Genomic DNA, 24,001 nt, shown 5'->3' with positions numbered 1-24,001 from the left:
CCCCGACCCTGAGCACCAGTCCGCCCCGCCGACCAGGACTCCTCTCCCAACCCCAAGCGTCAAACGGGCATCAGGTCACATACCGCACTCTCAGTGATGCTGCCGGTTTCAGTGATGCTGCCGGGTTCCGCGATGCTGCCGGGCAGTGCGGCAACGGTGTCCCAGGCGTGGTCGCGCAGGCGCAGGGTGATCCCCGTCCGGTCGGCGGGCACCGCCATGGTGCCGCTGACCTCGATGCCGCCTGCGACGGCGCGCAGCCCGGTGACGCGGGCGCGCACGGTCTGGACCTGGATCCGGAGCCCGCCGTCCGCGAACACGGGTATGACGCGGACGTCCTCGGCGACCCAGGCGGCGGGCGGGTGCTGGCCCGAGCCCGTCCAGTGCGGTGTGACCGGGCCCGGCTGCGGCTTCCCGTGCCGCACCGGGCCGGCGGTCACCTGCCACGTACCGTCCTGCCAGCGGCCCCGGTGCTTCAGCCGGTCCGGGGCGAGGACGACGTGAAACCCGGCCCAGTCCAGCCGAAAGCTTTCTTCACTGCTCTGCTCGGTGATGTCGAGCCGGAACCGGGGCCCAGCCATCAGCCGGGTCCGGCGGTCCGACGTCGTCTCACGAAGCTCCAGGAGCTTGAACCCGGCACGCCTCCGGACACCACCGGACGCCCGCGGATAGGCATAGCCGCGCAGGTGCAGGTGTCCGTCCCGCCACCAGGCCGCAGCCAGACCGGCGACGGTCCCCGGCTCCTCCTGGTCCTGCCCCCGTGCCTGCTCCGGTGCTCCGGGGTGGTCAGGGGACGCGGCGTCAGAGGGGCTCATGGTGTCGGGGAACTTTCTCGGAGCGACTGCGCGGACCGTGCCGCCGCGCGGCGATATCAGTCAGGGCCTGACTGAGACGAGTAAGTATTACCCGCCCGGATCATTGCGATGCGATTTAGTGTGGTGTCCCACTTTGTGGATTGCGGGTCCCCGCCCTGGTCAGCCCGCCGGGCGGGGATCCTCTCCAGGACCCCGCCCTCGAACACCCCGTACAACGGAAGCGACTCCAGGTGCACATAGCCGATGTGGCAGTCGCACTCGGCCTTCGGGCACGGCCGGGGCTCCAGCGCCGCGCGGAACGAACCGTCATACAAATTCCCCAGCACCTCAGGCACGAAGTGGCAGCGGCGTACCGTCCCGTCGCCGTCCACGGAGACGACGGACTCGCCCGTGCGGCACGGGAGGCCGTGCGAGGCGTGCGGTGTACGGCTGTACGGGAACAGCGGGTCGAGCTCCCGCCACGGCGCGGCGGCTTCGTCGCTGTAGGAGTGTCCAGCAGCCGCGTTGACCCACAGGTAGACCTCAGCGGGGAGTCCGGCCCGCAGCCGCCGGGCCGCGTCAAGGTGCTCCGGAAGACCCACGACCCCGACGCTGAACCGCACGCCGCGCGCGTTCAGGTCCAGACACCGGCTCAGGAAACGGTCGTACGGGACCTGATCCGGGTGGTAGGTGCCCCACAGGGCCAGCGTGGACAGGTCGGCGGCCTCGGTCCAGGAGGGCAGGGCGCTCAGGTTCGTCTGGATCGCGACGCGGTCCACGTGGGGGAGATGACTGAGTCCGGCGAGCGTACGGCGGTACCAGCTGCGGGAAAGCCCCTCGCCCCACGGCGTGAACAGGACCGACAGCCGCTCCGGCGCGTCGTGCGCCCATGCGGCGAAACGTTCCAGGGCCGTACGGTCCGCCCGCAGCTGCGCCGGACTGTCCCGGCGCTTGGCGAACGGACAGTAGCCGCAGTCGTAGTCGCACGAGGCGAGCGGCCCGCGGTAGAGGATGCTCAGCGCGGAGCCCGTGCCGGGAACAGCCGTGGTCGGCAACCCCAGGAAGGCGGTGCTCACTTGATTTCGTACCCGCCCATGAGGGCCCGCGTACGCGCGGAGAACAGCAGCGGCCCGATGTGGTCGGACCACGCGAGCCCCTCCGGCGTGAGCCTGAGGCCGTCCGCGGCGAGCCATCCCCGCTCGGCCAGCGGTGCCAGTTCGGCGGCGAAGTCGACTGCGGCGTCGGTCCCGAAGCGCTTCCGGTAGGAGACGGCGTCGAGCCCGCCGGCCTGGAGGAGGGACTGGAGCAGATGGCGGCGGCGCTGCTCAGCGTTGTCGAGCGCATAGCCGACCCGCGTTGCGCTGAAGTCATCCTGACTGAGCGTCACGTACTCGTCCAGGATGGACCGCACCTGGGTGGCCGACACCGCGTAGTCGAAGGAGTATTGCAGCTCCGAGGTGTACGAACGGGCTCCGCAGCCCAGGCCGATCATGCCGTCGGACTGGCAGGAGTAGTCGGACTCGGTCGAGTGCGGGGCGTCCGTACGGCGGAACATCCGCATCGAGTACTGCTCGTAGCCGTTCGCCAGCAGGTGGTCGTGCCCTGCCCGGTACAGGTCGAGCCGCTGCCCGTCCCAGTCGGCCCGGGACGCGGCGGTGCGGCCCAGACCGGTCAACGGCCGGACGTACAGCGGATAGAGGTAGACCTCCTCGGGATTCCAGTTGAGCGCGGCGTCCAGCGAACGGATCCACGATTTCCGCGTCTGCCCGTCGATGCCGTAGATCAGGTCGATGTTGAGCGTGGGAAAGCCGGCGGACCGGATGTTCTCCAGCGCCCGCTGGACTTCGGCCTGTTTCTGCGGACGCCCCGCCGCCCGTGCCTCCCGCTCGTCGAAGCTCTGCACGCCGATACTCACTCGCGAAGTCCCGTACGCACGAAGGACTTCAAGGCGCTCCGGGGTCGCGGTGGCGGGTGACGTCTCCACCGACAGCGGGATGCCCGGCAGCGACGCGCCCATCGTGCCGGTCAGCACCGTGAACATCCGCTCCAGCTCCCGGGCGTCCAGATGGGTCGGCGTCCCACCACCCACCGCGGCCAGCGAGAAGCGCGCCCGCGGAACTGCTTCCCGTACGGCCCGCGCCTGGCGTTCCAGCGCCCCGAGGAACCCGGCCACCAGCTCGCCGGGCGCTCCCGTACGCGTGAACAGGTTGCAGAACCCGCAGCGCATCTCGCAGAACGGGATGTGGACGTAGAGGGAGAGGCTTCCGACGTCCTCACCCGCCCACACGTCGCGCAGCGCCGGGTGCGGGTCCAGCGGCCGGTACGCGGTCTTGTGCGGATATGCGTAGACATAGCCCTGGTACGGGCCGACGGCGGGCAGGGTCACGGTCACTCCGGGCGGGACGTGCGGTGTCGGGCGGTCCAGGGGCGGACCCCGACCGTGGCCCGACTGTATGCGGCCCGGCCGACAGAAGACCCGGGCGGGGTCGGCGCGCTCCACGGGGCGGGAGGAATCCCCGGCTGGTCCCGTCAGTCCTGACCAGGAGTCAGGAAGAAGTCCGCGTACGGGACCGTCCACACCACGTCGTGACCGATCCGGTGCCCGGTGTACCCGTCCTCGCCGTACGCCGTGCCGTGGTCCGACGTGACGATCGCGAAGCACGGCCGCCGGGAGGTCATCGCCGCGAACAGTCGCCCGATGTGCCGGTCCACGTACTCCAGCGCGGCAGCGTGGGTCTCCCGGCTGTCGCCGTCCGCCGCTGTCGCGCCCCCGGCGTAGAACCAGTTCGGCTGGTGCAGCGCGGACACGTTGAGCAGCACGAACAGCGGCTTGTCGGTGGTGACTTCCTCGATGTAGGCGACCTGGGCCTCGAAGGATCCCGGCGACGTCACGCCCGTCTCCGGGCTCCAGTGGCTCTCCGCGAACATATTCGGGATAACAGACCCAAGCTGACTCTGCTTGTTGAAGAACCCCACACCCCCCACGCAGACAGTGTGATAGCCGGCCGCAGCGAGCGCGGCCGGCAGGTCCGGAGCGTCGAAGACCCACGTCTTCCCGGCCGTCGACTCACTCCCGCCGAACCGCGCGGCGAACAGCCGCGGATGCGGCCCCTGCCCGACCGGCGTCGGCAGGAACCCGGCCAGCATCGCCTGATGGGAGGCGTACGTGAACGACCCCGGCGCGTGCCGCCGTTCCCAGCGACCTTCCGGCAGCACCTTCGCCAGATTCGGCAGCCGCCCGGCCGCGAGCAGTTCCGTGGCGACGTCGTACCGGAGCGTGTCCAGCGTGACCAGCAACAGGTCGTGTGTGCCCACGATTTCGTTCATATCGGGGTTCTTCATGGCGTTGGAGTCCAGCCCTTGAGTAGTGCGTGCACCTGCTGCGCCCACGTATTACGTCCCTCGAAAAGCACCCCCGGCAGCAGGTCGCCGAAGGCGTTCACCTCGCCCACCGCGTGCCGCCGGCGGTCCGCGGCGAACAGTAGATCAACACCGACGTGCAGGGTGCGCGGGAAGCAGGCGGCAGCCCGTACGCACGTATCCATAGCCTCCGACCAGGCAGTCTCACCCACCGCTGCCCGGACCTGGGCCACATCCCCCCGGGCGTTGCCCAGGTGCAGATTGGTCATCGGCGACGTGCTGGACCGGGCCACAATGTGCGTCGGCCGACCCGCGACAACCAGCACCCGCAGGTCCACGGCCCGGCCGCCCAGCGTCAGTTTCGGCAACCAGCCCTCGACGTGCAGCCCGTCGGGCGCGAGGCCGTCGATGATCGCCGCGACGTCGGCCTCGGCACGGTACTTACGGATCCGCAGCGAGTTGTAGAGCTCCGGTCCAGCCCGCACCAGCTCGACCGAAGTCGTCGCCTGAACACGGTCCCGCGCCGTCTCCAGCGCCACTACACCGGACGCCGAAGAACCGTGCGCCGGTTTGACGAACACCCTCGGACGCCGGAACTCCAGTATTTTCGCCCGGAGTTCACCGTACGAAAAGACTTGAGGCAACGCGGGGGGAACATGCACCCCGGCCGCTTTGAGCCGCGCGTGCGCCAACCGCTTGTCGAACATCACCGCGATCTCGTCCGGATCGTTGACCAGCCGTGCGCCGGGCACCTCCGAGACGGCCGTACGGATGTCCGCAAGCGCGGCGGTGAACCGGTGGTGGCGGACCGAACCCCCCTCGACGCGGTGCGGGTCCGCCTGGCCGCCGAGCAGCCGGTGGACTTCGGCGTCCTCGCCGGGCGAGTCGATCCGTACCGGCCCGGCTGCGAACACAGCCGCGCCGGTGAGCACATCACGCCAGGGGACGAGGCGGAACGGCGGAAGCCCCGCCGCGCGCACGGCTTCGCCGAAGCCTTCGAGTCTGCGGTGCCCCGGGTTGCCGACAACCGTGATCCGCAAGGCTATTCGCTGACTTCGGTGTAGCGGTGCTCCTCGCCGTCCCAGGCGTCGGGCTCCTCGGGCTCCGGCAGCACGAGCTCCACCCCGGCGGGCTCAAGAGTCGTCCTGAGACGCGCTGCGAGCACCTCGCCGATGAAGTGGTGACGGAGATTCAGTTTCTTAAGATGTGTCAGCGGCTGCCCGGCCAGCAGCATTTCGGCTCCGTCGTCGGTCAGAATCCCCATCGACAGGTCAAGGACGTCCAGTTGCGCCACGATCGGGTCCTGCGCGACGGCGGCGGCGATCCCGTCCTGGAACTCGCTGTTCATCAGCCCGAGGTGCTTGAGCTCCGGCAGCAGCGTGCTGGTGAGCAGCCCGGTGAGGTCGCCGGGCGCGCAGTCACCGCCGTAGTCGGGGACGCCGAGCCACACGTCAAGCCGGTTGAGGTTCGGCAGGTCGCACTCGCCCAGACTCCACACGACACCGGCGGGCAGGCCGCCGGACTCGAAGACGAGCGTCCGCAGGCCCTCGTGCCGGACAGGCGCGACCGAGACCTTCTCGCTGCCCCGGACGACCAGCGTCTCCAACTCGGGGAACGCCGCCAACAGTGGTGTCACATCGCCGGAACGCAACCAGGAGATCTCGAACTCGTCCGACTCGATCGCGCTGACGAACACGTGCCGCAGCGCCGGGAACCGGTCGGCGGCAGCCGCCAGGATCGGAATTCCCGGGTGCTGGTCGTCGTCGACCATCGGCTCACCCCAGGTGCCCAGGAGCAGTGCGGTGACCCCGGCCGTGTCGACGTGGTCGAGGAACTCCTGGAAGACGTCCGGGAAAGGCGACCCTTCCCACTCGGCGGCGACCTTCCAGGCGACGTCGGCCGCCGCCGGGGTCTCCTCGTCGGACTGCCGGGCCTCGGGGGCCATGTCGACCGGGAACTCATGGACCGGCAGGCCGCCGAACTCGATGGCGTACTCATCACAGCGCATGACCAGAGATCTTCGCAGAGGCGGCTGACAGCAGCGGTACGGCCGTCGCCTTCGTACTGGTTCAGTGCGAAGGCGACGGCCGCGACATTCAGTGGAGGACCTTGAGGCCCACCACGCAGCCGACGATCCCGAGGAGCAGGAGCAGCTTCGTGACGGAGAAGGCCTCGCCGTCGAAGGCCATCGCGTACGTGACGGTCAGGACGGCTCCGATGCCGACCCACACGGCGTAGCCGGTGCCCACCGGCAGCTCGCGCAGGGCGTAGGACAGACCCGCCATGCTGAGCACGAGGCCGACACCGAAGACGACGGTCGGCGTCAGTTTGCTGAAACCCTCGGATTTACCCAGGGCCGTCGCCCAGACGGCTTCCAGGACACCGGAGACGATAAGAATGATCCAGGCCACGACAAGCTCCCTGTGCGCCGTCTTGTCATAGCCGGGTACGGTGCGCCTCGTCCGGGAGCCGGTCCGGGCTCCGTTTCCAGGATCTCACATTCCGCGTGTATGGGTCATTTTGTGACGATGTGCTCATGACTGGTCACAGTCCGAGGGCCTTCCGTGCGAGGCCGGACCAGTCGTCGGCGGTGTAGTCGATCGCGTGCGTGGCACCCAACGCGCTTACTCTGGACGTCTTTTCGGGTCCACCGGCAAGACAGGCCACGGTGGCGCCGAGGTTCTTCGCGTACTGGACGACGAGCGACCCGATCCCGCCCGCGGCGGCCGGCGCGAGCACGACGTCGTCCGCCGTCAGTTCCGCGATAGCACGGATTCGTACTCGCCGGGCCAGTCCTGTGCGGGGGTGCTCAGGACGGCGCGGCTGACACCGGCGTCCTGATGGACCGCCAACTGCTCGGCGATCGCCGCGGGTTCGCCGAGGAGCGGAAGGTCGTAGGCCTGCCCGTAGGCCAGGTCGTACAGCTCGGCGGTGGTCGTGGCCATCCGCGTGCGCTTGGCGTCGCTGCTGTCCGTACCGACGACGAAGGGGAACGCGAGGGTGATGCCGGGCATCGGGCGGTCATGCGCGTGCGCCAGTCGGCGGAGCTTTTCCGCACCCTCCCTGATGAGTACGGGAGGCAGCAGGGCGGGGAACCACTCGTCGCCGAATTCCAGCTGACTCATGAGTTTGACCTCTGGGTAGGGAAGTGGACTGACAGCGCCTGGTCCGCCGTGATCAGTGCTTAACAACATGAAGTCTGGTTCAAGTCAAGGAATTTCCGCTACTCGCCGACTGTGACGTAGCGTCCGTCGTCGCCCCAGTCGGTGCGCTTCAGTTCCGCGCCGAGTTCCAGTGCCGGCCTGATGGCAGTCGCGGGCCGCTCCCGGATCGGTTCATCGGACAGCCCGCCGCTGCGGAACTCCAGGTGCTTCAGGGGCTTGTGTTCCACCGGACGCAGCGTCAGGTTGAGCCCGTCCTTGACGATCAGCGTCTCCAGTTTCCGGAAGGCGCGCGACAGGGCTGTGATGTCGTCCTGCGGGCTCCAGGAGATCTCCTCCTCTTCCCGACAGGTGAGGTGCCGCGGTGTCGGTCGGGTGTCGGCGATTTCGTCCTGTAGCTCTGAAGGGAGACCTGACACGACGTACAGCCGTCCGGTTCGGGAACCGATCCGCGCGTCGGTACATCGGAGGGATAACTGGGTGGCGCGACGCCGCGACACCCTCTATCGTCAATGTGACGCGAACGGGTGCCGGGGCGGGCTGCTCCGAACTTCAGGAACAGCCCGGCGAGAGCACCACCGCCCGCAGCGGCACTGCGCCTGGTCCGGAACCCCGGGCCCGCAGACCGCCGCGCCCGTCAGGGGAGGGGACCCATGACTGGCACCACCTCACCGGCTCCGCCGGCCACGTTCGACCAGGCGCGCCGCGCGCTCGGCGCGGCCGACGGGGTAAGCGGCCCACAGGATCTGTTCGGCCCGTACGACGGAACCCTCGAAGCATGCCTGCGGGCAGGGGGCCGGACCTACCGGATCCTCGCCCGGCTGCTGCACCCGGACACGGCCCCCGAAGGCCGCCGGGACGAGGCGGACCGCGCGTTCCGGCGGCTCGGCGAACTGTGGGCCGCCTACCAGCAGGACATTACCGGGGTGACCGGCCGACAGGTCGTCATCACCACCCGCGAGCGGGTCTACTCCGTGGGGGAGGAACGGGCCCGCGGAGACATCGCGACCCTCTACAAGGTCGCGTACGTGGCCCCGGACGGAAAGGAGGCCGGCGGGCTGCTGAAGCTGCCGCGGTCGGTCTCCGACAATGATCTGATGGAGCGTGAGGCCGCGGCGCTGGAGCGGATCGGGCGGGACGGTGACCCGGACTACCGGGCATACGTGCCGCGCCTGGTCGAGTCTTTCCGGCACCGCGACGCCGACAGCGGCGTCGAACGCCGGGCCAACATCATCGAGCGGGTCCGCGGCTTCTGCCCGCTCACCGAAGTCAAGGAGGAGTACCCCGAAGGCCTGGACCCGCGCGACGCCGCCTGGATCTGGCGGCGCCTGCTCGTCGCGATCGGCTACGCCCACCGGGCGGGTGTCGTGCACGGCGCGGTCGTGCCCGAACACGTGCTCATCCACCCCCGGCAGCACGGCCTGGTCCTCGTCGACTGGTGCTATTCGACGCTGCTCGCAGAGGGTGGCCACACCCCGGCGATGCTCGACCGGCACGCCGACCTGTACCCGCCGGAGGTCCCGGCCAAGCAGACCCCCACCCAGGCCACCGACATCTACACCGCGACCCGGACGATCGACTGGCTGTTGAGCCCCGAGCTGACACCCAAACCCATCAGCCGGTTCATCCGCGGCTGCACCCTGCCCGCCGAACCCCGGCGCCCGCACGACGCGTGGGCGCTGCTCGCCGAACTCGACGAGCTGCTCGGCAAGCTCTACGGACCGCGCAGGTTCCGGCAGTTCCACATGCCGCGGCGGGCGCGCAGTGCCTGATACGGAATCAGCGCCTGATACGGAATCAGCGCCTGATACGGAATCAGCGCCTGATACGGAATCAGCGCCTGATACGGAATCAGCGCCTGATACAGAAACAGTGCCTGATACAGAAACAGTGCCTGTGACATGAACAAGGGGACGCACGGGGCTCCGAACGCCCCGCGCCTACCCCGGCACGCCCCGAGCGAGCCCCGAGTGCAAAGGAGCACCACAATGGGCGGCGGAAACTGGTCCACCAACGTCTACGACGCGGCGCAGAGCTACAACCGCAGCGCCGGCCGCAGCGCCTTCCACTACAGCGACACCAGCACCCGCTCCCCGCGCTCGACGTGGAAGGCGCACACCAGCCTCGACCCCCACGGAGTTGACGTACGGGAAAGCCGCGACAGCGCCGAACACCCCACCACCCTGGCCATCTCGGTGCTCTTCGACGTCACCGGGTCGATGGGCGGCGTGCCGCGCGTGCTCCAGACCAAACTCCCCGAACTGTTCGGCCTGCTCCTGCGCAAGGGCTACGTCGAGCACCCGCAGATCATGTTCGGCGGGATCGGCGACGCGACCTGCGACCGGGTGCCGCTCCAGGCCGGGCAGTTCGAGTCGGACAACCGCCTGGACGACCAGCTCGGCAGCATCTTCCTGGAGGGCGGAGGCGGCGGGCAGAAGCGCGAATCGTACGAACTGGCCCTGTACTTCCTCGCCCGCCACACCTCGATCGACTGCCACGAGAAGCGCGGCAAGAAGGGCTACCTGTTCATCATCGGCGACGAGATGCCGTACGACCGCGTCAAGCGCCGCGAGGTCGCCGACGTCGTCGGGGACCGGATCGGCGAGGACATCCCCATCGCGGCGATCGTTGCCGAACTCCAGCGCCGGTTCGAGGTCTACTACATCCTCCCGCAGGGCGCGGCGTACGCCGGCGACTCCGAAGTCCTCGGCCGCTGGAAGGCGTTGCTGCGGCAGAACGTCATCGAACTCGACGACCTGGACGCGGTCTGCGAGACGATCGCGCTCACCATCGGCCTCGCCGAGGACGCGATCGACCTCGACGAGGGACTGGCCGACCTGCGGGACGTCGGCCTCGCGCAGAACGCGGCGACGGTCTCGAAGGCACTGTCGGCCTACGCGGACGGCCGCGGCGGCGCGGTGGCCACCACCGGGAAGCTGCCCGGCCTCGACGGCAGTAGTACGGGGACCTCCCGACTGTGAACCACGTAGTAGTCGTGGACCTCGGTTACGGGGACTGCGGCAAAGGAACGGTCGTGGACCGGCTGTGCGCCCGGGCTGAAGCGCGGGGCCGGCCGGTCCACGCCGTCGTACGGTTCAACGGCGGTGCGCAGGCCGCGCACAACGTGGTCACGGACGACGGGCGGCACCACACCTTCGCGCAGTTCGGGTCCGGTACGTTCACGCCCGGTGTACGCACTCACCTGTCCCGGTTCATGATGGTCGACCCGTTGGCGCTCGCGGCCGAATCCGACCACCTGCGGTCCGTCGGTGTCCCCGCCGCGTTCGATCTCCTGACGGTGCATCGGGAGGCGTTACTGACAACGCCGTTCCACATCATGGCGAACCGGGCCAGGGAACTGCGCCGGGGCGACGGACGGCACGGATCCTGCGGGATGGGCATCGGCGAGACCGCGGCGTTCGCACTCCGGCATCCGGAACTCGCCCCCCGGGCAGGTGACTGCGAGCAACCGGCGCTGCTGGTACGGAAAATGACGGCCGTACGCGATTACCTGGAGGCCGCGCTCGGCCCCATGGGCGGACCGGGTCCGGCGGACTGCGCGGCGGTCTACGCGGCGTTCGCCGAACGGGTCCGGCTGGTGGACGACTCCTATGTGCAGCGGATGTTGCGTACGGGACCGTGTGTCTTCGAAGGTGCCCAGGGGGTCCTGCTCGACGAGACGTACGGTTTCGCCCCTTACACGACCTGGTCGACAACAACGTTCGCCAACGCGGAAACGCTGCTGGGCGGGCGGGCGAAGCGGATCGGCGTGGTCCGCACGTACACCACCCGGCACGGCCCAGGACCACACCCTACGGAGGACCAGGCGCTGGACCTCCCGGACGCCCACAACGGCACGGGGCAGTGGCAAGGAGCCTTCCGGGTCGGCCACTTCGACGCGGTCGCACACCGCTACGCCGTCGAAGTCTGCGGGGGAGTGGACGAAATCGCCCTGACACACCTGGACGCCGCCGTTTCCGAGGCGGTTGTCTCGTACGACATCGACGGTTCGGAAGTTGACCGGATCACGCCGGGGATGACGGGGAGTCTGCTGCGGGCCCGGCCCCTTCGGCGCGCAGAGCCGCTGGACTGGCCGGAGTTCGTCAGTGATGTGCTCGGAGCTCCGGTCAGCCTGCGCTCCTACGGGCCGCGGACCGGGGACAAGGTCGACCACCGGTCGCCCCTTGCCGTCGCCCACCCTGCGGGAGAGTTATGACTGGTGCATGACGCACCGTCGGACAGCATGTGCGTGCGGTGATCAGCCGCTCATGCCGAGAGGAGATGAGCGATGGCCGCTCAGCCCCCGTCCGGTGCCCGGCGGCGCGAGGGGGCCTCGACCGCATCGACACGGTCGTCTTCGACTTGGAGGTGCTGGTGGAGGGTGGAGACAGGGCGACCGGAGCGCGCGGCCCCAACGACCCAGCGGTTCAGTCGGCCCAGTCGGCCCAGTCGGCCCAGTCGGCCCAGTCGGCCCAGTAGGGCAGGCGGGCAGGCGGGCCGGCGGGTCGTTGGTGCCAGTGGTGTCAGTGGTGTCAATGGTGCTAGTGGTTCCAGTGGTGTCCACCGGCTCCGTCCCGAAGTCGAAGGGCTGTTCCAGGACGCCCGTGACTGCGGAGCGGTCTGCATCGACGGCGCCCCGCGCGGCTGCGGCCTGCCCGGTCGCGGCGTCAAGGTGGCCCGTCCGGCCGAAGCCCGGCCGAAGCCCGGTCGCGCGTCGCCCCGGAGCGCTGTTTGTCCCGTTTCCGGTGACCTATCTCTCCTTCACTCCAAGCAGTGGTGACACGCGCCCGAACGCGTATTACTCTCCAGTAACATTGGGTTCGCACGCCAGATCGAAGTCTGCTGTCATCCCGGGGGCCCGGCGGATCCTCCGGGGTGATGGACAGGCTTCCTTCCGGGGCGCGTACCCTCGACCAAAAGTTGACGGACCGTCACACGGTGGTCGTGTCCGGCGTCACCCGGTGTGTCCGCACACCGGGCAGGCGCGCGGACGCGGCCGCTGATGGATCATGGGGCCGGAGCCGTCTTGGCCCGATGACCGAGGAGGTGCGCGTGGACCACATCAGGGCGGATGCCATGATGCGGATCATGCGGGCCGGGGATCGCCTCCCTGCGGAGACGCGGCCTCTGACGGGCATGACACCCTCGGCCCGGTGCTGTGCTTGGCGCGAGACCGGGCTGATTCCGTATCCGACGTCGCTTCGCTCCGTCGTATACGGCGCCCGGCGTCGCGCGAAAAACCGGTACCTGGGTGACCGGACGACCACAGGAGAACTGTTGTGAAAATCGTTGTCTGCGTGAAGCACGTACCCGACGCCACCGGGGACCGCGGGTTCGACGAGAACGGCGTGTCCGACCGCGAGTCGGTCGACTCCCTGCTCTCCGAACTCGACGAGTACGCGATCGAGCAGGCGCTCAAGATCGTCGAGTCGGGTGTCGAAGCTGAGATCACCTATCTGACCGTCGGCCCCGACGACGCCAAGGACGCCCTGCGCAAGGCCCTCGCGATGGGCGGCGACAAGGCGATCCACGTCAATGACGACGGCATCCAGGGCGCTGACGCACTGGGTACGTCGCTGATCATCGCCAAAGCGATCGAGAAGGCCGGCTTCGACCTCATCGTCACCGGCATGGCCTCGACGGACGGCACCATGGGCGTCGTCCCGACGATGGTCGCCGAGCGCCTGGGCCTGCCCGCCGTGACCTACCTGGACGAGGTCGCCGTCGCCGGCGGCACCGTCACCGGCCGCCGCGAGGGCGATGTCGCTACCGAGCAGATCGAGGCCTCCCTGCCGGCCCTGGTCTCGGTGACCGACCGCACCGGTGAGGCGCGCTACCCGTCCTTCAAGGGCATCATGGCCGCCAAGAAGAAGCCGCTGGAGTCCTGGGACCTCGACGACCTGGGCATCGACGCCGCACAGGTCGGCCTGGCCGGTTCCTACTCGGCCGTCGACGCGGCCACCAAGCGCCCCGCGCGCACCAAGGGTGAGGTCGTCGAGGACGACGGTGACGGCGGCGTGAAGCTGGCCGCGTTCCTCGCCGCCAAGAAGTTCATCTGACAGCCGTGAGCCGACGGCGACGCGCGAAGCGCTTGGAGCCGCATTAGCCACCGGGCAGTACCGGAAACACCTTCACTACTTCCGGGCTACACCGGACAAGGAGAGAAACACTCATGGGTGAGATCCTCGTTCTCGTCGACCACGTCGACGGAGCAGTGCGCAAGCCGACCCTGGAACTGCTGACCCTGGCCCGCCGCCTCGGCGAGCCGTCGGCGGTCTTCCTGGGCAAGGGCAGCGACGCCGCCGCGGAGACCCTCGGCCGCTTCGGCGCGCAGAAGATCTACGTCGTCGACGCAGCTGAGATCGACGACTACCTGGTGGTCCCGTCAGCCGACGCGCTGACGCAGATCGCCAAGGCCGTATCGCCGGCCGCGATCCTCGTCGCGTCCTCCGCGGACGGCAAGGAGATCGGCGCGCGCGTCGCCGTCCGCCTGGACTCGGGCATCATCACCGACGCGGTCGACGTGTTCGCCGGTGACAACGGCCCGGAGACCGAGCAGTCGGTCTTCGCCGCGACCTACCAGGTCAAAGCGCACGTCACCAAGGGCACGCCGGTCATCACGGTGAAGCCGAACGCCACCACCCCGGTGGAAGAGCCGGCGACCCCCGTGGTCGAGGCCGTGACGGTCGAGTTCTCGGCCGCCGCCACCGGCGTCAAGGTCCTCTCCCGCGCCCCGCGCGAGAAGTCGGACCGCCCCGAGCTGACCGAGGCCGACATCGTCGTCTCCGGTGGCCGCGGCGTCAACGGTGCCGAGAACTTCGTCGTCATCGAGAAGGTGGCCGACGCGCTCGGTGCCGCCGTGGGCGCTTCGCGCGCCGCGGTCGACGCCGGCTGGTACCCCCACAGCCAGCAGGTCGGCCAGACCGGCACGCAGGTTTCCCCGCAGCTGTACGTGGCGGTGGGCATCTCCGGCGCGATCCAGCACCGGGCCGGCATGCAGACCTCGAAGACCATCGTCGCGATCAACAAGGACGAGGACGCTCCGATCTTCGACCTGGTCGACTTCGGCGTGGTCGGCGACCTGTTCAAGGTCATGCCGCAGCTTGAAGAAGAGATCAACAAGCGCAAGTGATTCCGTAGATTCCGTAGATTCCATGAAGAAGGGGCACCCCGTGCAGGGGGTGCCCCTTTTTTCAACCGCGGTAAAGCTCTCGTACGGCTCCGGGAAGACTCACGAAGGACGGTAGGGGGCCGCTACCGGGACCCCCTGGCGGGACAGGCCGTCGGCGCCCAGCTCCAGGGCCGTCACGGCGACCTCACGCAGCGCGATGTCCACCAGCCGCCCTCCGCCGTCGAGCCACGACGCGTACGCCGCCACCGCCGCGTGCGCCCCCGTCAGCGGCTCGGCCACCGCGTCGCCGCACGGCACCGGCTCGCCGGTCTCCCCGTCCCAGGCCACCAGGCCCGCGGACACGGCGGTGTCGTCGCCGAACCCGGAGTGTCCCGCCCACGGGCCGGTGCGCCCGTACGCCGTGACACTCACCCAGGTCAGACCCGGCCGGTCGGCCAGGACCTCGTACGGATCAAGCCCGGACCGCCCGTCGTCGATCACTATGTCGACATTTTGGGTCAGCGTTTCAGCGCGCTCCGCGCCCGCCGCCACCAGCAGCCGCGCGCACAGGTCCCCGGCCCAGCCCCGCGAAAGATCCACCACCACCGGGTGCGCCGCCGACCACGGAACCGGACCGGTCACGCTGTGCAGGAGGAACGGGCCCACATCGCCGTCGCCCCAGCGCTCGTCCAGCTGATCGTCACGGATGCCGGGCGTACCCACCCGGGCCGCCGCCAGACCGGCCCGCTGCGCCGCCTCGGCAGCGTCCTCCGCCATCGCGTCGGCGGCCCAGCCGGCCAGCGCGGCCCACGGATCGCCGCGCCGCCCGGTCAGTCCGAGCACGGCGTCGGGCCGGTTCAGCGTGACCCCGACATAGCCGTCCGCCGCACACAGGAGCCGGAACGTCCCGTCAGCCGACAGCGGACCGCGCCGGGTGAAACCCCGTACAGCCGCCCGTTCGCTCAGCAACCGCATGTCGGGCAGGCCGTGTGTCCGGCCACCGCCGTGTCTGACCAGTGCCTCGAACGCCAGGAGCGCCCCGCGCACCGCTGTGGCCGGTGCGCCTGGGGCCGCCAGTGACGGCCCGTCAGTGCGCCCGGTCAGCGCCATGGCGCCGCTCGCCGCCCAGTCGTCGTCCGGGTGCGCGGGCACGGTGCGTATCGCCTCGGGGATGCGCCCGGAAGCGTCGAACACGAAGTCAGCGGTGGTCTCCGTGCCGGCACCCGTACCGAGGCGGGCCAGGAGCCTGGCGGCGTGCCGCAGGCCCGGGTCCACCCCCACGGTCGCCGTCCGCAACCCGGCCAGGGGCAGTCGCATGTTCGCTAGTGGCGCACGGGGGGCGGGGATCGGCGTTTCCCGGTTGACCTCCGTCCCGGCTCCGGCCGAACGGATGTCACTGACAGGCACGTATCGCATGTAAAACCTCGCCCCGGACCACTGTGGACCTGCGGAAAGAAGATCCTTGTCTTGCCACGTCTTGCCACGTCTTGCCACGTCTTGCCACTGAGCCCGCGAAGGGCTCCCCCCGTGCAGCACACAGTGTGCCGGGAAAAGCCCTCCGCGCGGGATCTCAGCCTCGTTACGATCAACCCTGTCGATCAGCCCTGCCGATCAACCCCGCCGATCAACCCCGCCGTCCGATCACCCCTGGACGGGCCGGTTTCCACCCATGTCGGCGTTCGGGGCGGCCTTGGCGACCAGCTCCGGGATGACGTCGGACAGCTCGGACGGCGTCCACCGCTCGCCCTTGTCCACCGTCGGGCCGTTCGCCCAGCCCTCGACCACCGAGATCGTGCCGCCGGCCACCGAGAACACCCGCCCGGTGACGTTCTTGGAAGCGGTGCTCCCCAGCCACACGACCAGCGGCGAGATGTTCTCCGGCGCGAGCTTCTCGGCGAGCTCCGGGTTGTCCGTCGGCCCGGTGGACAGCATCGCCAGGTCCTCGGTCATCCGGGTCAGCGCGGTCGGCGCGATGGCGTTGACCGTTACGCCGTAGCGCCCCAGCTCCATCGCCGCGATCACCGAGAACGAGGCGATCCCGGCCTTGGCCGCGCCGTAGTTGGTCTGCCCGACGTTGCCGAAGATCCCCGACGGCGACGTGGTGTTGATGATGCGCGCGTCCACCGCTTCGCCGGCCTTGGCCAGCGTGCGCCAGTACGCCGCGGCGTGGTGCGACGGACCGAAGGTGCCCTTGAGGTGGACCTTGATGACCGAGTCCCACTCGGCCTCGGTCATGTTCGTCAGCATCCGGTCACGTAGGATGCCGGCGTTGTTCACCACGACGTCCAACCGGCCGTACGTCTCGACGGCCAGGTCGATCAGCGACTTCGCGCCGTCCCACGTGGAGATGTCCTCGGCGTGCGCGACAGCCTCGCCACCCGCCGCCTTGATCTCGTCCACCACACGCTGCGCCGGTCCCGCGTCGGCACCGCTGCCGTCCCGTGCGCCGCCCAGGTCGTTGACGACGACCTTCGCGCCCTCCTGAGCGAACAGGAGCGCGTGCGAGCGCCCGATGCCGTTGCCCGCGCCGGTGATGACGACGACCCGGCCTTCGCAGAGACCACTCATGGATTCCTCCTGTATGAACGTCCAGTTGGACAGGCGTGTGCAGATCCGCGCAACAGATGTACGCAGCAGTGACCACCGATGATCCTCGAACGGATCCGGGCAACTTTCAACACTGTGTCGACAAGTCGTCGCGATCGGCTGCTGCTTCGTGGCGGAGCGTCAGTTCGCGCCCCACCGTACGCAACGCCTCCAGGAGCGGTGTCACCCCCGTGCCCCGCCGCACCGCCGCGAGCAGGTGCCGGCGGGGTGTCGGCCCCAGGACCGGGCGCAGCACCATGCCCGCCGGGACCTGCGACTCCGCGATGGCCGGGACCAGTGTCACCCCGTGCCCCGCCGCGATCATCGCGAACATCGCCCCGAAGTCGGTCATCCGGTGCGCCACCCGTGGCTGGAAACCGGCCTGCTGGCAGGCCGACATGATCACGCTGTGACAGGCAGTCCCCTCGTCCGGGACGACCCAGTCCGCGTCCGCGAGGTGCTCGGCCAGGCCGAGGGTCTTCTCCGCCGCCAGGGGATGGTCCGCGGGCAGCCCCACCTGGAACGGCTCCACCAGGAGCGGGTGCAGCTCGATCCTTGGGTGGTCCGCCCCCGGCAGCGACGGAGAGGTCATCACCACGGCCAGGTCCAGATCCCCCGCCACCACACGCGGCAGGGCGTCCTCCGTCTCCCACTGCACGACCTCGTACGTCCACCCCGGGTGGGTGACTCTGAGCCGCGCCACCGCCGGAGCGATCACATCCGAGATCCCCGTCGGGAACCCCGCCACCACAGCCCGGCCCGTCTCGCCCGCAGCCTGTGCGGCGATGTCGGCCCGCGCCTGTTCGATCCGCGCCCCGATCGCGTCCGCGTGCGACAGCAGCACATGCGCGGCCCCGGTCAGCCGCACACCACGACCCTGCCGCTCCAGGAGCGGCGCCCCGGCCTCCTTGGACAGCACCGCCAACTGCTGCGACACCGCAGACGGCGTCAGGTGCAGCCGTGTCGCCGCCGCGGCCACCGTGCCGTGTTCGGCCAGAGCCTGGAGGACGCGCAAGCGCTTGAGTTCCATCCGTACGACCTTTCGTCATCCGCGCAGCTGAAATCCGTACGCAATCGTCTGTGTAGTAAAACTAACGAATCAAGGTCAAAAAATATAGCTGGACCATGATGATGTGCGGGGTCAACACTTGCCCCATGCAGCGCATCCACGCACTTCAAGCACTTCTGGTCGCCGTCATCTGGGGCGTCAACTTCGTTGCCATCGACGCCGGACTCGACCACTACCCGCCGCTGCTCCTCGGGGCCCTGCGGTTCCTGTTGGTCGCGTTCCCCGCCGTGTTCTTCATCCGGCGTCCCAAGGTGCCCTGGCGATTGATCATCGGCGTCGGGGTGTTCATCGGCGTCGGCCAGTTCGGGCTGATGTTCAGTGCGATGCACGCGGGCATGCCCGCCGGACTTTCCTCCTTGGTACTGCAGTCCCAGGCGGTGTTCACCGTGCTGCTCGCCATGGTCCTGCTGGGCGAACGGCCGCGCCCCGCACAGCTGGCGGCGCTCGGCGTCGCCACCGTGGGCATGGTGGTGATCGCCCTCGGCCGCGGCCAGGCCGCGTCCCTGTGGCCGTTCCTGATGATCGTCGGCGCCGGGGCGTCCTGGGCGGTCGGCAACATCCTGACCCGCAAGGCCGGCGCAGGAGCCGGGCTGGGACTCATCATCTGGTCCTCGCTCATCCCGCCGATCCCGCTGGCCCTGCTCTCCCTGGCGATTGAGGGACCGTCAGCCGACCGGCGGGCGCTGACCACCGTCGACTGGTCCGCGGTCGCAGGGCTGGCCTTCGTCGTGATCGTGTCGTCGTTCGTCGGCTACGGCCTGTGGTTCGGCCTGCTCCGCCAACTGCCGACCTCGACGGTCGCGCCGTTCTCGCTGCTCATCCCGGTGTTCGGCATGCTCGCCGCGTGGTGGGCACTGGGGGAGCGGCCGGGGCCATGGGAGCTCGTGGGCGGCGGGATCGTGCTGCTCGGCCTGGCACTGGCGCAGATCCCGGCGCGGCGGGCGAAGACGATTGTGGTGGCGGCTTCGGTGCCGTTGCTCACAGGACCGAGCGCACCGCTTCCGGGGAACGCCCGACGACAGCGTGTCCGTCTTCCGCGGTGATGATCGGGCGCTGGATCAGCTCCGGGTGCGCGGCGAGGGCGGTGATCCAGCGGGCCCGGTCCGCGTCCGCACGGGTCCACTCGGCGGTCTTCAGTTCCTTCGCCACAGCCTCACCGGTCCGGGTGATGTCCCACGGCTCCAGACCGAGGCGCGCGAGCACGGCGGTGATCTCGGCTTCGCTCGGCGGGTCCTCGAGATAACGCCGTACGGTGTACTCCGCGCCGGCCGCGTCGAGGATTTCCACTGCTGCACGGCACTTGGAACACGCGGGGTTGAGCCAGATCTCCATGGGAGCAGTTTAGGAACGTGCGGGAAGCTCCTGCGCTCGCCGCCCTGACGCGCTCCGACGCGGTCAGTTCGAAACTATGTACGTGTTCACCGGTGATCGCTAAGGTCCTCGCAGACATCCTTAGGGGGACCACACGTGATACGTGCACCACGTATGCGAACGCTCGCAGCTGTCCTGATAGTTTCCGCGTTCTGCCTGACAGCCTGCGATGACGGTGACGCCAAAACCATCGTGGCACCGCCCACGGTATCGACTGCCTCGCAGGGTGCGGTCTCGAAAGTAGTGCCTGACGTCACCGGGCTGAACCTGCCGACGGCCCAAGCGAAACTCGTGGGCGCGGGATTCAGCAAGATCCAGGTGCGGGGGGAGTTCTCCGTCGCTGATCCGCAGACTCTGGTCTGCGCGCAGACGACCCAGAGCGCAGGGCGGATGGAGGAAACGATCCTCCTGTTCAACATTGTCAGGTCGACGGAATCCTGCACGGGGGCGAGCCCGAGTCCCGCGCCGTCAGGCGTGACGCTGACACCCACACCCACACCGACTGCGCCTGGTGGTGGGTCGGTCGGCGGAGCGGTGACCGGGGGTGGAGCTTCTGGGAGCGCGGGTGCCTCCGGCGGATCGGGGAGTTCGAGTAGCTCTGGCGCGTCCAGCGGTTCGAGCAACACGGGTGGCGGATCAGGATCGCGGCCCACCACGCTGAAACCAGCCGACCCGAAACCGCCGGGCACTCAGGAACCTCACAAGACCCAGAAGCCGAAACCTGAGCCCGAGAAGCCCAAGGCCGGAGTGCACCCGGGGGCTTACTGCTCCCCGGTGGGCGCGCTCGGAGCGACCTCCAAAGGCACATCGATGGTGTGCTCTAAGCTCCCCGGCGAGAAGCAGGCCCGCTGGCGGGCCGCGTAGCGCTTAGGACTCGTAACAAAATTGGGCTGTCTGACCTGCGGGAATGCGGTGTGTGTCAGGCATCGTTGATGCTGCCGGAGGTGTGAGGCCGCCGGGACGAAGAAGAGCACACGTCGGCCCTGGGAGGTCGATGACGGCCTGGGGGAGCGGATCGAGCCGCTGTTGCCACAGGAACCTGGGCTTCGGCTCGGGCATGACGTGCTGGCGGCGGCTGCACGACTGGAACGGGGCCGGGGTCTGGCAGCGGCCGCATGAGGTGCTGCCGGCCGAGTTGCGGGCCGCCGACCTGCTGGACCTTTCCCAGGCCGCGGTCGACGGCTCGCAGGTGCGGGCGCTGCAGGGCGGTCCGGTGACCGGACCGTCGTCGGTGGACCGAGGCAGGACCGGCAGCAAGCACCGTGTGATCGTCGAGGCGCACGGGATCCCGTCGGCCGCGACGCTGACCGGCGGCAACCGCAACGACGACCTCCACCAGGCGTTCCTCACCCCGGGCTACGCGATCATCTGCCAGCGCCGACTGAAGACCTCACTTTTGAGCTGAATCCTAAACGCCTTCGATGATGCGGAAGTCGCGCTCGACGCCGTCGGACAGGGCGAGCAGCGCCTGCTGGTAGGCCTCACTCGCGTGCGCTGCGACGGCCTGTTCGAAGCTGTCGAACTCGATCAGGACGACGCGTTCGGCGACGCCGTCGTCGTGGGCGACGACCCGCCCGCCGCGGGCGAGCAGCCGTCCGCCTCCGGCCTCGATGGCCGGACCAGCCAGCATGATGTAGGCAGCCAGCTTCTCGGGGTCGGAAATGGTGCGGTAGGCGCTGACCCAGTAGCCCTTGGCCACGAGAACCTCCAGTGTTCGGAAAGTGCGCGTCCGAGAACGCACGTCGGAAAGTGCACGTCTGACGCCGGATTCACTGCTGCGAGCGAGCGCACCACGCCTTCGGCCCCGACCGGGAGCACCCCGCCCAGCGCGCGCAGCGGATGCAGGCCGCCGGGCTGACGGTGGTCAGCGTCACGCCCGCGCAGATCCGCACGGACGGGGCGGCCCTGACCGGCATCCTGCGGGGCGCTTGGGGGCGACCGCCGCCGGAGTTCCGGATCGTGCGGGGAACCGGGTGACGCGGGGAGCGCCCTGGGCTGGGAAGCGCCTTGAGCCAGTGACGGATGCTCACGGCCGGCCGCGATCATCCGTCACTGGATCATGAAGACTTACTTCGTGATGCCGTACCGCTCCATGCCGAACGCCTTGATCGCGTTGCCGCGGAAGAGCTTGTAACACTCCTCCTGCGTCAGGCCCGCCTTCGTGGCGATGTCCAGCGCGATCTTGTGCGTGTTCGGGAACGTCGAGTCCGCGTGCGGGTAGTCGACCTCGAAGCAGATCTGGTCGATCCCGATGAGGTCGCGGTTCCGCAGGCCGATCTCGTCGTCGAAGATGCAGCCGTAGATGCGGCCCTTGATGTACGAGGACGGGGCGTTCTTCAGCGAGGAGCCGAAGGAGTTGTCGTCCCGCTCCGCCCACAGCTTGTCGGCGCGCTCCAGGACGTACGGCATCCAGCCGACCTGGCCCTCGGCGTACGCGATCTTCATGTTCGGGAAGCGGTCGAGCACACCGGAGAAGATGTAGTCGACCATCGAGCCCATGGCGTTCTGGAACGTCAGCGTGGACGACACGATGAACGGCGCGTCAGCCGACGTCGACGGCATCTTCGAGGACGAACCGATGTGCATGCACACGATCGTGTTCGTCTCCTCACAGGCGCGGAAGAACGGGTCCCAGTAGCGGTCCTTGTCATGGATGCTCGGCAGGCCCAGGGGGGCCGGGTTCTCCGAGAACGCCACGGCGAACGAGCCCTTGGCGGCGCAGCGGTGGATCTCCTTGGCCGCGAGCTGCGGGTCCCACAGGGGGATCAGCGTCATCGGCAGGAGGATGCCCTTGCCGTCGTCGGCGCACCACTCGTCGATGATCCAGTCGTTGTACGCCTGGACGCACAGGAGCGCGAGCTCCTTGTCCTGGCGCTCGTAGAACGCCTGGCCGCAGAAGCGGGGGAGGATGTTGGGGAAGCACACGGAGGCGTCCATGTGGTTCGCCTTCATGTCCTTCAGGCGCTCCGACTGGATCCACGCGCCCGGGCGGATGTCGTCGAACGTGACCGGGGTGACGTCGAGGGTGTCGAACCCGACGGCCGCGGAGAGCTTCGGGAACGGGTAGACCAGGTCGTCGTACAGCCACCAGTCACACCATTCGCCGTCCTCAGCGCCGCGCTCGTAGCTGAAGACACCGCCGATGAAGTTGAACTTGGCCTTCTCCCGGACGACGCGGGGGCCGCGGTCCTTGTACTTTGCCGGGAGTCGGTCCTGCCACAGGTTCGGCGGTTCGACCACGTGGTCGTCCACCGAGATGATCCGGGGGATTTCGAGGGCCATGCTGTTCTCCTCCGTGCTGTGTCCGCGCCGCTCGGAGGCGGGTGGAAAGCGTCCACGACTCCGCTGCGCCGCGTCGTGTCCGGCACCCGCCCTCGCGGCGAAAACGTCATTGGTCGGCGGCTTGATCCCGACCTTGTCGCCATGCCCCCCATCACATCCCGTCAGAAGCCCTTGGCCAAGGGGCAGTTTCCGATGAAGATATGCCGTACAGGAATAGCTTCTGCGGTCTTCGACACTCTTCAACGGCTGGGACGACCATGGCTGGAACAACTTTGGAGCTGCGTGATCTGCGGTGCTTCCTCGCGGTAGCCGAGGAGCGGCACTTCGGCCGGGCGGCGGAGCGCCTCTACCTGTCGCAGCCGATGGTGAGCAAAGCCGTACGAAGGCTTGAACAGCAGCTGGGATCACGACTTGTCGACAGATCGTCACTGCCGGTGTCGCTCACGCCCGCGGGTGAGGTGTTCCGCCGCAAAACGGACGAAGCGGTGCGCCTGCTGGACGACGCGGTGGCTGACGTGCGGCACCGGGCGCACCGGGAGGCGGGGCAGGTGCGCGTCGGCTACACCTCGGGCCTCGGCCCGTCCCTGGTGTCCACGGCCATCTCCGCGCTCCACATCCGCTACCCGCAACTGCGTGTGCAGTGGACCAGTGAGCCCACCGCGCGCCAGGTCGCCGACGTGCGGGAGGGTGCGCTCGACGCCGGAATCGGCTGGATGCCCGAACTGGGACCCGGCTTCGAAACGGCGCGGGTCGGCACCTTCGCCTTCGTCGCGCTGGTTCCCCAGGGGCATGTCTTCGCCGGCCGTGAGACGGTGGATGTGACAGAGATCGTCTCCCAGGGACGGCTGGTGGTCTGGCCCCGGCAACCGCACCCCAGGCTGTACGGAAGGGTCACCGAAGCGCTCCGCGACGCCGGCGCCACGGAGATCGTCGACGCGTACGGCAGTGTCGACGACGTGATCGCCCGGGTGGTCGACGGCGAGGGCATCGGCCTCTCCCCGCGCAGCTGGGCCCGGCAGCGGCCCGTGCGGGGTGTCGTCCAGGTGCCGCTGACCGGAGCACCCGACGTGGCGGTCACCGTCTTCTGGCGTACGGACCGGGAGCACGCCGGAGTGAAGGCGCTGGTGGAACTGCTCCGTACGGTGGCGGCCGACAGCGACCTCGCCGAGCAGCTGTGAGAGGGCGTTTAATGTAGGCAAATTTACCTTTATGCACTAGTAAGTCCCTCGCCAGGTTGGTGTTGTTTCGTCCGTTATGCGCTTGGCGAGGT

At 69.0% G+C, this 24,001-nt stretch carries 24 protein-coding genes, 2 pseudogenes and 1 riboswitch; of the genes and pseudogenes, 9 read left to right on the top strand and 17 right to left on the bottom strand.

Going from position 1 to position 24,001, the window contains the following annotated elements; genetic code table 11:
- Positions 1-59 precede the first annotated feature (59 nt).
- From AC0Z36_RS26670 to AC0Z36_RS26625, 10 genes and pseudogenes are all read right to left on the bottom strand, one after another.
- Positions 60-812, bottom strand: a complete 753-nt coding sequence (locus tag AC0Z36_RS26670; protein ID WP_485465614.1) for a hypothetical protein — start codon at positions 810-812, stop codon at positions 60-62.
- Between the two features lie 56 nt (positions 813-868).
- Entirely contained in the window at positions 869-1,867 is a 999-nt protein-coding gene (locus AC0Z36_RS26665) for an STM4011 family radical SAM protein (protein WP_485465613.1), read from the bottom strand.
- Positions 1,864-3,171, bottom strand: a complete 1,308-nt coding sequence (locus tag AC0Z36_RS26660) for an STM4012 family radical SAM protein (protein WP_485465616.1) — start codon at positions 3,169-3,171, stop codon at positions 1,864-1,866. The genes AC0Z36_RS26665 and AC0Z36_RS26660 overlap by 4 nt, the downstream gene beginning before the upstream one ends.
- 149 nt (positions 3,172-3,320) lie before the next feature.
- Positions 3,321-4,118 carry an STM4013/SEN3800 family hydrolase gene (locus AC0Z36_RS26655; protein WP_485465615.1) on the bottom strand — a complete coding sequence of 266 codons (798 nt, stop codon included), beginning with the start codon at positions 4,116-4,118 and terminating at the stop codon, positions 3,321-3,323.
- An 11-nt stretch (positions 4,119-4,129) separates the two neighbouring features.
- On the bottom strand, positions 4,130-5,191 hold the full coding sequence (locus AC0Z36_RS26650) for an STM4014 family protein (RefSeq protein ID WP_485465612.1): 1,062 nt from the start codon (positions 5,189-5,191) through the stop codon (positions 4,130-4,132).
- 2 nt (positions 5,192-5,193) lie between these two features.
- Positions 5,194-6,159 (bottom strand): STM4015 family protein, encoded by a 966-nt coding sequence (locus AC0Z36_RS26645; protein WP_485465611.1) that lies wholly within the window; start codon positions 6,157-6,159, stop codon positions 5,194-5,196.
- Between the two features lie 88 nt (positions 6,160-6,247).
- Positions 6,248-6,562 (bottom strand): DMT family transporter, encoded by a 315-nt coding sequence (locus tag AC0Z36_RS26640; protein WP_485465610.1) that lies wholly within the window; start codon positions 6,560-6,562, stop codon positions 6,248-6,250.
- Between the two features lie 11 nt (positions 6,563-6,573).
- Positions 6,574-6,636, bottom strand: a riboswitch (guanidine-III (ykkC-III) riboswitch).
- A gap of 65 nt (positions 6,637-6,701) precedes the next feature.
- Positions 6,702-6,914 (bottom strand): annotated as a pseudogene (locus AC0Z36_RS26635) (zinc-binding dehydrogenase); the annotation flags it as partial.
- Complete coding sequence (locus tag AC0Z36_RS26630; RefSeq protein WP_485465609.1) at positions 6,905-7,276, bottom strand: hypothetical protein; 372 nt, start codon at positions 7,274-7,276, stop codon at positions 6,905-6,907. The gene AC0Z36_RS26630 and the pseudogene AC0Z36_RS26635, both read right to left, overlap by 10 nt.
- Before the next feature lie 98 nt (positions 7,277-7,374).
- Positions 7,375-7,731, bottom strand: a complete 357-nt coding sequence (locus AC0Z36_RS26625) for a hypothetical protein (RefSeq protein WP_485465608.1) — start codon at positions 7,729-7,731, stop codon at positions 7,375-7,377.
- Between the two features lie 234 nt (positions 7,732-7,965).
- Between AC0Z36_RS26625 and AC0Z36_RS26620 the strand changes: the two genes are divergently transcribed.
- Positions 7,966-9,084, top strand: a complete 1,119-nt coding sequence (locus AC0Z36_RS26620; protein ID WP_485465607.1) for a molecular chaperone DnaJ — start codon at positions 7,966-7,968, stop codon at positions 9,082-9,084.
- Here the strand turns inward: AC0Z36_RS26620 and AC0Z36_RS26615 are convergent.
- A complete protein-coding gene (locus tag AC0Z36_RS26615; RefSeq protein WP_485465606.1) occupies positions 9,027-9,215 on the bottom strand; it encodes a hypothetical protein in 189 nt (62 codons plus the stop codon). The genes AC0Z36_RS26620 and AC0Z36_RS26615 overlap by 58 nt on opposite strands.
- Positions 9,216-9,300: 85 nt before the next feature.
- On the opposite strand from AC0Z36_RS26615, the gene AC0Z36_RS26610 reads away from it, so the two are divergent.
- The 5 genes from AC0Z36_RS26610 (at position 9,301) to AC0Z36_RS26590 (ending at position 14,444) form a co-directional block, all read left to right on the top strand.
- Positions 9,301-10,293, top strand: coding sequence for a hypothetical protein (locus AC0Z36_RS26610; protein WP_485465605.1), 993 nt, complete (start codon positions 9,301-9,303; stop codon positions 10,291-10,293).
- A complete protein-coding gene (locus tag AC0Z36_RS26605; RefSeq protein ID WP_485465604.1) occupies positions 10,290-11,528 on the top strand; it encodes an adenylosuccinate synthetase in 1,239 nt (412 codons plus the stop codon). Before AC0Z36_RS26610 ends, AC0Z36_RS26605 begins: the two co-directional genes overlap by 4 nt.
- 65 nt (positions 11,529-11,593) lie before the next feature.
- Positions 11,594-11,791 (top strand): hypothetical protein, encoded by a 198-nt coding sequence (locus AC0Z36_RS26600; protein WP_485465603.1) that lies wholly within the window; start codon positions 11,594-11,596, stop codon positions 11,789-11,791.
- A gap of 818 nt (positions 11,792-12,609) precedes the next feature.
- On the top strand, positions 12,610-13,371 hold the full coding sequence (locus tag AC0Z36_RS26595) for an electron transfer flavoprotein subunit beta/FixA family protein (protein ID WP_485465602.1): 762 nt from the start codon (positions 12,610-12,612) through the stop codon (positions 13,369-13,371).
- 113 nt (positions 13,372-13,484) lie between these two features.
- A complete protein-coding gene (locus AC0Z36_RS26590; protein WP_485465601.1) occupies positions 13,485-14,444 on the top strand; it encodes an electron transfer flavoprotein subunit alpha/FixB family protein in 960 nt (319 codons plus the stop codon).
- 99 nt (positions 14,445-14,543) lie between these two features.
- Here the strand turns inward: AC0Z36_RS26590 and AC0Z36_RS26585 are convergent, their stop codons facing one another.
- The 3 genes from AC0Z36_RS26585 to AC0Z36_RS26575 form a co-directional block, all read right to left on the bottom strand.
- Positions 14,544-15,740, bottom strand: coding sequence for a CoA transferase (locus AC0Z36_RS26585; RefSeq protein ID WP_485465600.1), 1,197 nt, complete (start codon positions 15,738-15,740; stop codon positions 14,544-14,546).
- A gap of 324 nt (positions 15,741-16,064) precedes the next feature.
- Positions 16,065-16,991, bottom strand: coding sequence for an SDR family oxidoreductase (locus AC0Z36_RS26580; protein WP_485465599.1), 927 nt, complete (start codon positions 16,989-16,991; stop codon positions 16,065-16,067).
- A gap of 106 nt (positions 16,992-17,097) precedes the next feature.
- Entirely contained in the window at positions 17,098-18,039 is a 942-nt protein-coding gene (locus AC0Z36_RS26575) for a LysR family transcriptional regulator (RefSeq protein WP_485465598.1), read from the bottom strand.
- 125 nt (positions 18,040-18,164) lie between these two features.
- On the opposite strand from AC0Z36_RS26575, the gene AC0Z36_RS26570 reads away from it, so the two are divergent.
- Positions 18,165-19,121 carry an EamA family transporter gene (locus tag AC0Z36_RS26570; protein WP_485465597.1) on the top strand — a complete coding sequence of 319 codons (957 nt, stop codon included), beginning with the start codon at positions 18,165-18,167 and terminating at the stop codon, positions 19,119-19,121.
- Here the strand turns inward: AC0Z36_RS26570 and AC0Z36_RS26565 are convergent.
- Positions 19,057-19,410, bottom strand: coding sequence for an arsenate reductase family protein (locus tag AC0Z36_RS26565; RefSeq protein WP_485465596.1), 354 nt, complete (start codon positions 19,408-19,410; stop codon positions 19,057-19,059). The two genes, AC0Z36_RS26570 and AC0Z36_RS26565, sit on opposite strands and share 65 nt — an antisense overlap.
- Before the next feature lie 1,078 nt (positions 19,411-20,488).
- Between AC0Z36_RS26565 and AC0Z36_RS26560 the strand changes: the two are divergent.
- Positions 20,489-20,776, top strand: a pseudogene (locus AC0Z36_RS26560) (transposase family protein); the annotation flags it as partial.
- An 81-nt stretch (positions 20,777-20,857) separates the two neighbouring features.
- Here AC0Z36_RS26560 and AC0Z36_RS26555 read toward each other — a convergent pair.
- The gene (locus AC0Z36_RS26555; protein WP_485465595.1) at positions 20,858-21,148 is read right to left on the bottom strand and encodes a DUF1330 domain-containing protein; all 291 of its coding nucleotides are present in this window, start codon (positions 21,146-21,148) and stop codon (positions 20,858-20,860) included.
- Positions 21,149-21,516: 368 nt separating this feature from the next.
- The gene (locus AC0Z36_RS26550; RefSeq protein ID WP_485465594.1) at positions 21,517-22,731 is read right to left on the bottom strand and encodes an amidohydrolase family protein; all 1,215 of its coding nucleotides are present in this window, start codon (positions 22,729-22,731) and stop codon (positions 21,517-21,519) included.
- A 257-nt stretch (positions 22,732-22,988) separates the two neighbouring features.
- Between AC0Z36_RS26550 and AC0Z36_RS26545 the strand changes: the two genes are divergently transcribed.
- The gene (locus AC0Z36_RS26545) at positions 22,989-23,909 is read left to right on the top strand and encodes a LysR family transcriptional regulator (RefSeq protein WP_485465593.1); all 921 of its coding nucleotides are present in this window, start codon (positions 22,989-22,991) and stop codon (positions 23,907-23,909) included.
- The last annotated feature ends 92 nt before the right edge of the window (positions 23,910-24,001 follow it).

Source organism: Kitasatospora sp. UYEF31, from assembly GCF_057291755.1.
The sequence above is the reverse complement of the archived record's forward strand: the minus strand, read 5'-3'. Positions and strand labels throughout refer to the sequence as shown.